We start from the raw sequence: 11,486 nt of genomic DNA on the forward strand, positions 1-11,486 counted from the left end.
TAATGGTTGTAAACTATACTATTCAATCCTCTTCATCAACCGCTTTCAATGACTCCAAAAACTCAGCCGTTGCCCGATCACGGTCACGACCCTTCTCCTTAAGGCGCTCAATTGCAGGCAGAATAAGAATGTCTACTTCTTTTTGCACGACATAGGCTAGATCATACTGATTTTGATCCTCCAGGTAACCCCCAACCTGCATCAGGGCGTTATATCGATCTAACTCATCTCGTGTTAATAACCCTCGAACTTGAACACTGCAATGTCTCATCCAAAGAACCGCCCTTTCTTCAGAACCAGGGGAATGCCACCAATAATAAACAAATACCGGAGATCGACCAGCTTCTTCAGCTGTGCTGCCTTCCAGCCTTTATATTTCTTATCGCCTACAACCGCGATTGCTTCACCTTTTCCTAGCGAAGCCACCGTACCTTTACTCGTAAATACAAAAGGCTGCCGCTCTTTTTTGCGAATGGCTGCAACGACATTGATCGCACAGTTCACTCCCTGCTGCATCGCAATCTGAGCTGTCGGAGGATAAGGACGTCCTTCCTTGTTGAATACAAGCGAGTTGTCTCCAATCACATATACATCCTCATGACCAGGTGCACGCAGATATTCATCCACCTTCACCCGTCCACGCATAACTTCTAGACCTGCCTGCTCCAATAACGCGTTACCACGAATCCCACCCGTCCAAACGACGGTAGCGGCATCAATCTTCTCGCCTTCGCCGACAATAACTCCATCCGGCAGACACTGTTTAATGGGAACGCCGATTTTAAAGGTAACTCCTTTTTTCTTCAGCACGTTCATCGCATGTTCGACAAGTTCCGGATCGAAGCCCGGAAGAGCCGAAGGTGCCGCCTCTACATTATATATGTGGACATTTTTGGGATTCACGTCGAATTCTTTGCATAACTTAGGAATACGATCCGCAAGCTCAGCGACGAATTCGACACCACTAAAGCCTGCCCCACCTACAACGAAATTGATTCGATTGCGTTTATTGTCATTTTTGTACATGGCAAATTGATACTCAATGTGCTCACGGATCAATCTGACCGAGTTAATGCTGCGAATAGTCATTGCATGATCCAGCATCCCTGGAATGCCAAACGTCTCCGGTTCACCACCTAGACCAATAATGAGGTAATCGTAGGATAATGTACCGTCCTCTAAAATGATTTTACGATCCTGTAAACGAATCTCTTTCACGTTAGATTTGACCAAATCAATTTTGAATTCATCAATCAGCTTCGAAATGGAAACCCTTGCGTGTTCAATTGTATCTGTACCGGCTGCCGGCATATGTAGATGTGTAGTTATATAGTGATAATCATGCCGATTCACTAATGTGACGTCGGCCTCGTTATAATTTAATTCTTTCTGAAGCCTCTGGGCTGTCAGGATTCCGCCATAACCCGCGCCAAGGATGACGATTTTGGGAATACTGCTCATGTCTTTACCCCTTCCGGTTTCGCTCGCATCAGCCATTCGTGTGGATCATTACAACATGCATTTAATTAAAAATATGGATGAGGTCTTATCCATTATGACGACAAATGTTAACTTCGCGAATTTATTTGAATTTTTACTTCAGCATTTTACAACAATTTATATGGTCATGCGAAAATTGCATTTTTAAGAGGTTGTACAAAAAGTCCCTTTTTGATTACAAAGGATACTTAGAGACATCAAAATTGTGAAATTATACACAAGATTCGCTAACTCACACCTATTCCTCGACACACTAAAAAAGAAGAATTGTATTAGACAAAAAAACACATAGTACAGGTCAAGGATATCTGTATTTCTGGCAAAGATCAAGGATTTTTTTGTTATTTTTCATAACCTTTCATTTCCAATTTCACCCTATTCTCATGTGATCTTCATCATTTCTTCTCAGATTAGTGATGCAGCTAACTTTGCAACCCAGAATACACCGTTTATAATAGGAAAGACAGTTCGGTACCTACGCTGGTTACAATATGTATCGTGCATATTTCTTCCTGCTAACTACCTATTAAAATACGAAAGGTGTTGTTGATTGTTGACTGCACAAACTAACGGTCATGAAATGACTGATTTACTTATTATTGGTGGCGGCCCTGCAGGACTATTCGCCGCATTTTATGGTGGAATGCGTCAAGCTTCCGTTACCCTGGTTGAAAGTATGCCTCAGCTGGGTGGACAACTTGCAGCTTTGTACCCGGAAAAGTACATCTATGATGTAGCTGGGTTCCCGAAAGTCACTGCTCAAGAACTCGTAAACAACCTGATTGAGCAAATGAGTCACTTCAACCCGAATATCCGCCTTGAAGAAAAAGTGGTATCCGTGGAGAAAAAAGAAGAACAGCATTTCATCGTAAAGACAGATGAGAATGAATATCATGCCAAAGCTGTTATCATTACAGCAGGTGTAGGTGCATTTGAACCACGTCGTCTGGAACTTGAAGGCGCAGCGAAGTTTGAAAAAACGAACCTGCACTACTTCATCAGCGATCTGAACGCCTTTGCTGGCAAAAAAGTACTCATCAGTGGTGGCGGAGACTCCGCTGTAGACTGGGCACTTATGCTGGAGCCTATCGCAGAGCAAGTGACTCTGATCCATCGTCGTGATAAATTCCGTGCACACGAGCACAGTGTAGAGAACCTCATGAACTCTAAGGTTAATGTGGTTACACCTACCGAGATCACTGAACTTCATGGTGATGAAACGATCACTAAGGTTACACTTGCTCACGTCAAAACGAAGGAAACTCAAGAGATCGAAGTCGATGACGTTATCGTTAACTTCGGATTTGTGTCCTCTCTCGGCCCTATTGCAGAGTGGGGTATTGAGATCGATAGCAATTCCATCGTGGTTGACTCACGGATGGAAACATCGATCCCAGGTATCTTCGCTGCTGGTGACATCACAACATACCCTGGTAAGCTTAAACTGATTGCCGTAGGATTCGGTGAAGCACCGACAGCAGTCAACAACGCGAAGGTATACTTCGACCCAGATGCTAAATTGTCCCCAGGACACAGCAGTAACATGAAACGCTAATTCCATTCGGACAAGCCAAATAGATTAAGTTCAAAGAGGATCGTTTATCCTCACTCAGAAGAATAATAGGATGATTGCTGACTTTTTGAATAACATAAAAGCTACAAAAAAGGGTATCTTACTCCTGAACACTACAATTCAGGAGGGATACCCTTGTCTTATATATGCCCGCTATGTAACGGTCTGGTTGTACCGGAGCAGGCTTGTCCCCACTGCCTTCAGGGACTATCAGAATGCGGCAAATTGAACGACTACACCGGACCATATAGTCCTTATGCGACTTCGATCACTTCCAGTACTTCAGATGAAGAAGGAAGCAGTTGCATTCATCTCATGTATTGTCACCACTGTCAGACAGGCACTTTACAGCCTGTCGCAATGTGGGACATGTCCGGAAACTTGTAAACATTGCCTGCAATGAGGATCTCTAGTGAAGAATGGCAGATACGTCGGTACCCAGTTTGCGCTTATGAATTTCTGCCAAAAGCAGCGCGATGAAATCTCTCTCGAGATCAAGTTCAATCGCCTTATGGTAGGAATCCAACAACATCTCATCGGATAACATAGCCATTTCCCGCCACAACCTTTCCTTTATTTTCCTCAAAACTATCATATCAGAGATTCATATAGAGAACAAGCGTTCTGTTATCCACAAGAGTTTGTGGAAATCCTGTGCATAGTTTGTTGATAAATGGTAAAAATGTTGATTAAACAACGTGGATAATGTGGACAGAATTTATACACAGGATTCATCCGTTTCTACCAGAACGTTTAACATCGAATTTTTTTGGCAACAATTCATAGTTTCAGGAGTAGTTGCGTGTAATTTACCCGAAGTGATCTCATTTCAAACGTCTTTCATATGGTTTTATCTATTAAATATTATCGGATTCACATTTGGATTTATTTAGTGTTTTTCACAATTCATTGGGGTCTGGTATTTACTTCGAGAATCCATATCTTTCCGCTGTAATCTATACCATAATCAAACCCAAGCTGCCCTACACCTGGAAATTGAACTTCCATGATGCGTGTACATGTGAGGGTCAAAGCACGCATTTCACGACGTTTATGTCTGCTCGAGATATGAGGAAGTGAGAGCTGCAGTGCTCTTCTGCCAGACAGCATGGTTCCACCCTTGCTTAGATTGGTAATGCACAGCCCTGGACGGGCCAAACGCCCCACTAATGCTCGGAACACCCAGCCTCGTTCCGTCTTAACTACCTTCACCCTGTAATCCACAGGTCTACCTTGAATTGTAGCTAAGTGGATGCCTTGTTGAATCAAGTATCTGCGTTTGGCTTTTACTCGCATTAGAGAACGATACATCTGACTGTAGTTGGTAAATGTCCGGGTTACTTTCATATGGGTATAACGATAGCTCCCACCGCTTGTGGATACTTTGATTACACCGTAACCCCCTCCACCCACAATCGGTTTAATATATACCATGCCATAACGGCCAAGCATAAGCTGCAGATTTCTTGCATTGAACGCCATCGTCTGTGGAATATGAACGGCTGCTACCGGATATTTCAATAAGGCTGCTGTCTTTCGCCACTTGCTCGCAAGTTGTCTCGACATCCGTTAATCTCCTTTCCTGTGCCATGGTTCTTCTTTATACATACTCAACAGGAGTTCATTTTTCTTGGATGTCTGTCCAAGGCTAAGGCCCCTTTTGTAGTGAAAAAGTCCAAAGGCTTGTTCAAATGAATGTTCAAAAAGGACGGTTTTCAGTACCGAGAAGATGGGATGAAGATAGAAATGGAGTAGCGGAGCGTAGGCAGGACTACGTGAGCAACTACATGTTTCCGAAGGAAACAAGCTTCGTAAGCATCCCGCTTATTTCGGCTGAATTCCATATTCGATGCTGAGATGCCGTCAGGCATTCTTCGTAATCAAAAGCGGACTTTTTGAACAACCTCTTCAAGGAAACTGACATATGCCCGGTTTGCTTTTCAAACGCTTCAATCTGTCGTATGCTACTAAAGAATGGTTTAGCAAGGCTTAAATATGTGGGTTTAAGGAGCGTTCAGAAGAAATGGAGTCATTTTTCAAATCACTATATGGCGTAGCTTATGTTGCAATGTCCATCGTTCTGGTAGCTGTCACTATACTACTGTTTGTAACAGGCATTCGACTGTTTATGAAGAAACGTAACCGCGGCTTTGCCCTAAGCTGTATTCTATTTGCTTGTTTTATCGTCTTCATCATTGTAGTCATGCTTACTACGCCCTTCTCCGCCACGCCTCCAGGTTCACCGGAAGCAATGGCTGCCCTGCTTCATTTCGGGTAGATCACCTCTAATAGAAGGAGATGCATATGAAACAAAACGAAACGCTTGGCATTATTGATATTGGCTCGAACTCGATCCGTCTCGTCATCTACGAACTGGATCAAAATGGAGCATACCGGAATATCCATGAAGATAAATATGCTGCTCGCCTAAGCAATGCAGTTGAAGCAAACGGACAAATTCTTCGTCCTTCATTGGACAAGGCTATAACCGTCTTGAAGCAATTCAAGGCTAAATGTGAAGCATTCCAAACCCATCGTATTCGTGCTGCGGCTACGGCAGCTATTCGTAATGCTACGAATGCTCAAGAGATTATCGGTTGGCTCGAACAGGAAACAGGACTCGAAGTTGAATGTGTATCCGGGGATCAAGAGGCCTATTATGGTTTCCTTGGCGTTATCCAGTCCATTGATCTGGCTGACGGATACGTCGTGGATATTGGCGGAGGTAGTACGGAGATCACCGTGTTTCGAGACAGAAAAAGACTACATAGCATCTCCCTTCCCATCGGTGCTGTAAATTCCTATGCACGGTATGGTGGCGAGGATACTTGGTCAAACGATCATATTGAGGCACTATGTAATCAAGTTGCTGAGGCACTACGCGAACATGATTGGGTAAGACAGCATCCCGGACTTCCCTTGATCGGTCTTGGCGGCACCATGCGTACCTTGGCCAAAATTGAGCAAAAAAGAACGCAATATTCGTTGCCCGTAACCCATCACTATGAGATTAGCGCTGCTTCCATGGATAACATGTGTAAATCTCTGCCTCATCTCACTTCAGCACAGCGCAAAAAGGTACCGGGCCTAGCCAAGGATCGGGCAGATATCATCGTTCCAGGTATCCTTATTCTACGTACGGTCTTCGATATGATCCAAGGAGATCATTATGTGGTTAGTGGCGCAGGCCTGCGTGATGGAATCCTTCGGGATCTGATGTCACCGCTCTGCCCTGAAGCACCCAATGCACTGGAGATCAGCGTACGTAATTTCATTCATTTTGGCCCTCCAGTTCCTGAGCAACATCTGAAACGTGTGCATCAGGATGCGGTTGTTCTATACCGCGCCTTAATGGGCGAAGCTCCTGAACCAGCGGATGCGCGAATTCTATATACAGCCGCCATGCTGCACGGCGCAGGTAAACAGATTAATTATTTCCGCTATACCCAGCATTCTTCGTACTGGATTATGAATGCAGGGATATACGGACTTTCTCACCGGGAGACGGTACTGACTGCCATCGCAGCCGATTACCATCCCAAAAAAAGAACGCCCCAATTGCTGAATAAGCATAGGGACATTCTAAAAGATTCAGATGAGCGCCATGCCCATCGACTCGGCTCCATTTTACGTGCATCGGAAGCCATCAATCGGTCAGAGAGTATCTCTGCTGTAATGGCAACGACAAAAAACGGCTCGCTGCAGATGCATTTCATCTGTACAGCAGAGCCGTTAATGGAACTCAGTGGGCTGGAAGACGCCCTCAAAGATTTGGAAGACGCTTGGGAAGTTAAGTCAGTATACTCCATTCAGCAGGCTTCCAAGGAATAATACCCATCGCCTCCGTCTGACTTCTCAGCGGGGGTTTTTCGTTTTTTACAAAGACATAGTTGCCTCCAGGCATCAGCTCTCTTGCCTTGACGTTATCGTTAAGAGATAAGTTCAGAATGTCGACCAGCATTCGCTTCAGCTCAGGATCAAACACCGGGCACATCAATTCAATTCTACGTTGCAGATTCCGTGTCATCCAATCCGCACTGGAGATAAATACATCCGGGTTGCCGCCGTTCTCAAAATAGAACAACCGTGAGTGCTCCAGAAACCGGTCCACAATACTGATCACTCGAATATTCTCACTCAGTCCCTCTACTCCAGGACGCAAACAACATACGCCGCGTACAATAAGATCAATCTGTACACCAGCTTGAGAAGCAATATACAGCTCATCAATCATATCCTGGTGAGATAGCGAGTTGATTTTGGCGATGATTCGAGCCTTGCGCCCCTGCTGAGCGTGTTCTGTTTCCCGGCGGATCAGTGCAAAAAGTTCATCCTTCATACCATCCGGAGCAACTCGGAACGCTTGTAATGCCTTCGGTCCAGAATATCCCGTAATCTCATTAAACAGTCCTGAGGCATCCTCACCGATAATCGGATTGGATGTGAACAGCCCTACATCTGTATATACCTTGGCAGTACTCTCGTTATAGTTACCTGTTCCAACGTGAACATAACGTCGTACGCCATGTTGTTCTCTTCGCACGACAAGAATAATTTTGGCATGAGTCTTCAAACCAACCAGTCCATAGACCACGTGACACCCTGCCTTCTCCAGCTTCCGAGCCCAAGCAATGTTACGTTCTTCATCGAAGCGAGCCTTCAACTCCACAACGACCGTAACCTGCTTACCACTCTCTGCCGCGAGAGCCAGCGCTGGTATCAAGCGCGAATCACCGTTAACCCGATATAAGGTCATTTTGATCGCCATTACTTTGGGATCTTCTGAAGCTTCCAATATAAAGTCGGTAACCGGCTCAAATGATTCGTAAGGATGGTGAACGAGAACATCCCGTCTTCTCAATAATTCAAAATGACTTTCACGTGGAACGAACTCTGGCGGATACACCGGTTTAACCGGGCTGTATTTCAGATGCGTAAATCCTTCCAAACTATCCACAAATCCAGCCAGAAAACTCAGATCCAGTGGTCCATCAATCTCATATACCGGATCTTGGATCTCGAATTCTTCCTGCAGTTCGTCGAGAGCATCTTGTCTAAAGTCTTTGCAGACTTCCAGTCGCACCGGTGCTCCCCGGCGTCTACGACGCAGCTCTTTCTCAATCGCTTCAAGTAAATCTTCAGCCTCTTCTTCATTAATGGATAAATCCGCATTACGGGTTACCCGAAATTCTTGTACAGCAAGCGGTACATATCCACTGAAGAGTGTATGAATATGATGCTTGATCAGGTCTTCGATCAGGATGAACGTTTTCTTTTTACTATTGGCTCGAAGTGGAATAGGCACAACCCGTGGCAAATTAGAAGGCACCTGAACAATCGCCAAGAACGGCTCGTCCTCTTGCTCCCCTTCCTTCTGCAACATCACGGACAGATATACCGATTTATTGTGTACCAATGGAAACGGACGACTCTGGTCAATCGCCATCGGTGTTAGTACAGGAAAAATAATCTCGTGATAATACTGATCCATCGCACGCTGTTGCGTCGCATTCAGATCCATATATTCTTGTAAAACGACACCTTTTTTGGCGAGGAGACGAATGAGCTCCCGATAAGTTTTATACTGCTCGGTAACCATAGCTCCTGTGCGTTTAATCAATCTTCGATATAAACCAGACGGGGTATACCCCGAGAAATCCTTTTGCGTAAAACCCGCCTTAATCTTTTCTTTGGTCTCCGCTACCCTTACACTCATGAACTCGTCAAGATTGCTGGCGACAATACCGAGAAACCTTAACCGTTCCAATAAAGGAGTTGTCTGATCCTGAGCCTCTTGAAGTACACGTCGATTAAATTCAACCCAACTTAAATCACGGTTAACATAGTTGCCTGTTTTGATATCTCTATGCATGAATGCCCCTCCGAATATGTTGCATATCAATCCTTGGTTAGTGTTCTTCACTAATTGTACTATCCGTGATTGGATATAAGCGTCAGCGTAATGTAAATGCAGTGTAAAATTTGTGTAAATGATACCTGATTGTCCGAACTTTTTCCATCCCTTTACAAAGATCAGCAGACAGAGTAAAGTGATGTACAGTGTGAAATAGGTCGGCTATTGTCCTCTTATAAATAAGCATATCTTAAAGGAGCATATAATGAAATCGAACAAACCTAGAACATTGCAAAAAAATATAGAATTTTTCACTGCTGCCCTCTCCCAATGTATCGTAACAGCATGGCAGGAGGATCCAGCAGGCGTATACTGTGAAGTTGGCCGAGGCATAGTTGAACGGATCAGTGAAGATAGCGTGCGCATTCGCAATGATAATGGTACGAAGAGTCACTATGCGCGCGATATTACGATGTTCCAAACGGAGAAATAAGGAATTGTTCACTCTTCATTGGGCTGAGTAACCACTTTACTTCTGTTAGTGCCATGAGGCACTTCGTGAATCATAGCAGATATTTGGAATATTCCCTAAAAAAAGATTGAAAAAAGACTAGCTTTCCGAAACAAGGTGTTGTATACTCTTGCCACAAGGAAAGGAGGTGCGTCAACATTTCTAATCACATGTTGAACGTGTCCCTTACCCGATCCACTAGCTCAAAATAAAAGAGACTGGTTGGAGGCGCGGGATACGGATCAATGTTTTAAAAAGCGCCACGGGTAGAAAAGCCGTCTTTGGACGGCTTTTTGTTTGCCTTTTTTTTGTAGAGAAGTTGAGAAAACAACCAAAATATTGGAAATAAACCCTATAGTTCAGCAATCCTTGCCCACTATAATTAGGACGTATCTTAAATACTCAATACAAGGAGGGATTCTGTAATGTTTAAATTTGTAAGGGGTTTCAAAACATCCATCGCTTTGGCTTTTGTGCTATTGTTCACCTCCATTATGCTGCCTGCTGGTCAGCAAGTTAGCGCAGCACCTAGTTTCGCCAAGGGCGCAGATATTAGCTGGGTTCCCGGGATGGAAGCCCAAGGATACAAATGGAAAGATAAGAACGGTGTTCAGCGAGACATCATTGATATTTTGAAAAAAGATTATCAGATCAACTCGGTTCGTATCCGCGTATTCGTTAATCCTTCGAATGATTATGGTAACGGTTACATGAACAAGGATCGTGCTGCTGCTCTGGCGCAACGTGCCAAAAATGCAGGTATGAGCGTGATGTTGACGCTACATTACAGTGACTCTTGGGCAGACCCAGGCCAACAGACCAAACCGGCTGCATGGAAAAACTACACCTTCCAACAGCTGATGGACGCCGTCTGGAATCATACACGCGATGTAATGACTACGATGCAAAGCAAAGGCGTAACCCTGACTGGGTGCAGATTGGCAACGAAACGAATAACGGTATGTTATGGGAGGATGGTAAAGCCTCCAACAATATGAAGAACTATGCATGGCTTGTGAATACAGGTCATAACGCTGTAAAGTCCATTAGCAGCGGGACCAAAACGTTGGTTCATCTCGCCAATGGAAACGACAATAATCTGTATGTCTGGAATATTGGAGGTCTGATCAGCAACGGTGCTAATTTTGATATGGTCGCTATGTCCCTGTACCCTTCTCCTTCCGGATGGAATTCGGCCGTAACCAGTACGATAAACAATGCCAAAGATCTCATTAATAGATACGGGAAAGAAATCATGATCTCAGAGATCGGTATGGATAACAACCAACCGGCGATCGGAAAGAGTTTCGTAGCATCGATGAAAAATCAAATTCGCAATTTGCCGAATGGCAAAGGTAAAGGTGTGTTCTACTGGGAGCCTCAGGCTACACCAGGTTATAACAGTGGCTATGGCAAAGGCGCTTGGCAGGCCAATGGTGTGCCAACCATCATCATGGAAGGGTTTATCGACTAAGCCACGGGAGCAGAAGTAGGGGGTTGGAGCAGCTGGTGGTCGTTCCGGGGATGGATCGTTCTTCCGATCGCTGGTTGTCCTCGGATTTCTTGGATTCCCCTCTTAAGGGGAAAATCCGCGGACAAACGCGAGCGCTTCGCTTCTCCAGAATCGATTCCTTCCCCTCCACTACCTAGCTGCTCATGGCTAACTTCTGCAATCCATGTTAAGTCGATTATTGGAGTAATAGGGTAGATCCGGAGCAGCTGGTGGGCGTTCCGGGGATGGATCGTTCTTCCGATCGCTGGTTGTCCTCGGATTTCTTGGATTCCCCTCTTAAGGGGAAAATCCGCGGACAAACGCGAGCGCTTCGCTTCTCCAGAATCGATTCCTTCCCCTCCACTACGTCGCTGCTCATGGCTACTTCTTCAATCCATGTTAAGTCGATTATTGGAGTAGTAGGGTAGATCCGGAGCAGCTAGTGGGCGTTTCGGGGACGGATCATTCTTCTGATCGCTGGTTGTCCCCGGATTTCTTGGATTCCCCTCTTAAGGGGAAAATCCAGGGACAAACGCGAGCGCTTCACTTCTCCAGA

At 44.9% G+C, this 11,486-nt stretch carries 10 protein-coding genes and 1 pseudogene; 6 read left to right on the forward strand and 5 right to left on the reverse strand.

What is annotated here, in order from left to right:
• Positions 1-22: 22 nt before the first annotated feature.
• Together DMB88_RS24460 and DMB88_RS24465 are read right to left on the reverse strand one after the other, a co-directional pair.
• Positions 23-271 carry a hypothetical protein gene (locus tag DMB88_RS24460; RefSeq protein ID WP_128103431.1) on the reverse strand — a complete coding sequence of 83 codons (249 nt, stop codon included), beginning with the start codon at positions 269-271 and terminating at the stop codon, positions 23-25.
• Entirely contained in the window at positions 268-1,461 is a 1,194-nt protein-coding gene (locus tag DMB88_RS24465; protein WP_128103432.1) for an NAD(P)/FAD-dependent oxidoreductase, read from the reverse strand. Before DMB88_RS24465 ends, DMB88_RS24460 begins: the two co-directional genes overlap by 4 nt.
• 592 nt (positions 1,462-2,053) lie before the next feature.
• On the opposite strand from DMB88_RS24465, the gene DMB88_RS24470 reads away from it, so the two are divergent.
• Together DMB88_RS24470 and DMB88_RS24475 are read left to right on the forward strand one after the other, a co-directional pair.
• Entirely contained in the window at positions 2,054-3,055 is a 1,002-nt protein-coding gene (locus DMB88_RS24470) for an NAD(P)/FAD-dependent oxidoreductase (RefSeq protein WP_128103433.1), read from the forward strand.
• Between the two features lie 153 nt (positions 3,056-3,208).
• Positions 3,209-3,460: a hypothetical protein gene (locus tag DMB88_RS24475; RefSeq protein ID WP_082560585.1), complete on the forward strand. Its 252-nt coding sequence runs from the start codon at positions 3,209-3,211 to the stop codon at positions 3,458-3,460.
• Positions 3,461-3,482: 22 nt separating this feature from the next.
• Here the strand turns inward: DMB88_RS24475 and DMB88_RS24480 are convergent, their stop codons facing one another.
• Together DMB88_RS24480 and DMB88_RS24485 are read right to left on the reverse strand one after the other, a co-directional pair.
• Complete coding sequence (locus tag DMB88_RS24480) at positions 3,483-3,626, reverse strand: sporulation histidine kinase inhibitor Sda (protein WP_024632651.1); 144 nt, start codon at positions 3,624-3,626, stop codon at positions 3,483-3,485.
• A 353-nt stretch (positions 3,627-3,979) separates the two neighbouring features.
• Complete coding sequence (locus tag DMB88_RS24485) at positions 3,980-4,639, reverse strand: YheC/YheD family protein (RefSeq protein WP_128103434.1); 660 nt, start codon at positions 4,637-4,639, stop codon at positions 3,980-3,982.
• A 457-nt stretch (positions 4,640-5,096) separates the two neighbouring features.
• On the opposite strand from DMB88_RS24485, the gene DMB88_RS24490 reads away from it, so the two are divergent.
• Both DMB88_RS24490 and DMB88_RS24495 read left to right on the forward strand, forming a co-directional pair.
• Positions 5,097-5,351, forward strand: a complete 255-nt coding sequence (locus tag DMB88_RS24490) for a hypothetical protein (RefSeq protein WP_128103435.1) — start codon at positions 5,097-5,099, stop codon at positions 5,349-5,351.
• Between the two features lie 26 nt (positions 5,352-5,377).
• Positions 5,378-6,904, forward strand: coding sequence for a Ppx/GppA phosphatase family protein (locus tag DMB88_RS24495; RefSeq protein ID WP_128103436.1), 1,527 nt, complete (start codon positions 5,378-5,380; stop codon positions 6,902-6,904).
• Here the strand turns inward: DMB88_RS24495 and ppk1 are convergent.
• Positions 6,864-8,945 (reverse strand): polyphosphate kinase 1, encoded by a 2,082-nt coding sequence (ppk1, locus tag DMB88_RS24500; protein ID WP_128103437.1) that lies wholly within the window; start codon positions 8,943-8,945, stop codon positions 6,864-6,866. The two genes, DMB88_RS24495 and ppk1, sit on opposite strands and share 41 nt — an antisense overlap.
• A gap of 247 nt (positions 8,946-9,192) precedes the next feature.
• Between ppk1 and DMB88_RS24505 the strand changes: the two genes are divergently transcribed.
• Entirely contained in the window at positions 9,193-9,420 is a 228-nt protein-coding gene (locus DMB88_RS24505) for a hypothetical protein (RefSeq protein ID WP_128103438.1), read from the forward strand.
• Positions 9,421-9,932: 512 nt separating this feature from the next.
• Positions 9,933-10,912, forward strand: a pseudogene (locus DMB88_RS24510) (arabinogalactan endo-beta-1,4-galactanase).
• Positions 10,913-11,486: the final 574 nt, after the last annotated feature.

The sequence above is a fragment of the Paenibacillus sp. DCT19 genome, from assembly GCF_003268635.1.
In the GTDB taxonomy this organism is placed as follows: Bacteria; Bacillota; Bacilli; order Paenibacillales; family Paenibacillaceae; genus Paenibacillus.